The following is a 1023-nucleotide window of genomic DNA, read 5'->3' on the forward strand; positions in this document are numbered from 1 at the left end:
ATTTATTAAAATAGTCTTGTTATTTTCATCACTTAGTTTGAACTCTAAATTTGCAATAGGTTCACCAATGAGATCAACAAACTTAATTAAAATCTCATCATCCATCGTTCCTGAAAAAGTATTTATATAGTAATGCCATTCATCGCCACCAACTAAAATTTTTACTTTTTCCGATTGATTTGATTTTATCCGTTCTGTTCTTCCATATTCATCAAGATTTCCTTTTTGGAACTGTCCATTTTCTCTAACGACTGAATATTTTAAGTCGCTAATATTATTTAGTTCATCAGTTTTAAATAAATTGTATACATCTAATTTATTACTATATGGAAGCACAACATTTGGCATTTCAGGTAACGAAAAGTTGACTTTACTTCCTTGTTTAAATAAATGCTGCCCTGCTTTAGCCTCAAACTTTGTCGGGGTAATAATAGTTATCCCATCTTTATTAATGATGATCTGAGATCCACCAGCCATAGATTTACCTATTTCTTATAAATTTATAAAAAATTGAGCCTGAATTTAGCGTAATATAAATGATTAATAATTCAATGATTTTTAACCAAAGCATGACATTCATCATCGCTATTCAACTGAATGATAGCGTCAGTTTCACTACAGACAATAAGCAAGTTGTTTTAACAGAAACAGGTGATGCTCAATTCGATCCTAAAAAAACCACAAAAATTCATCCATGGGATCAAGGCATTATTACAGGGACAGGTGAAAGCTATGTGGTGACAAGATCGATAGAATTTTTTAAAAGATTAGCGCATTCAAACATTGCTAAACTCCCCCAATGCCTCGATATTTCTAGACAGATAAGAGAACTCAAAGTAGGGACTGACTACTTTCAAGTCGAGAACACGAAATTACTCTGTTCTCGTTACACTGAGCATGGTGCACAACTTTATACGATACAACGCTTTGAACCATCACAGCCCTATGAGCTTAGCCCACTACAGCCAATGAATATTACAGTATGGATGTTTCACCCCATTATTGAAGCTATTTCTATTTTTT

1 protein-coding gene and 1 pseudogene are annotated in these 1023 nt (G+C 32.9%); one reads left to right on the forward strand and one right to left on the reverse strand.

Annotation, left to right across the window (positions count from 1 at the left end; translation table 11 throughout):
- The coding region (locus FTV37_RS17620) for a type IV secretion protein Rhs (protein WP_180064352.1) at positions 1–477 on the reverse strand (477 nt) is incomplete at its 3' end.
- 59 nt (positions 478–536) lie between these two features.
- On the opposite strand from FTV37_RS17620, the pseudogene FTV37_RS17625 reads away from it, so the two are divergent.
- Positions 537–1023 (forward strand): annotated as a pseudogene (locus FTV37_RS17625) (hypothetical protein); the annotation flags it as partial.

Source organism: Acinetobacter sp. YH16042 (genome assembly GCF_013417245.1).
Classification (GTDB): domain Bacteria; phylum Pseudomonadota; class Gammaproteobacteria; order Pseudomonadales; family Moraxellaceae; genus Acinetobacter; species Acinetobacter amyesii.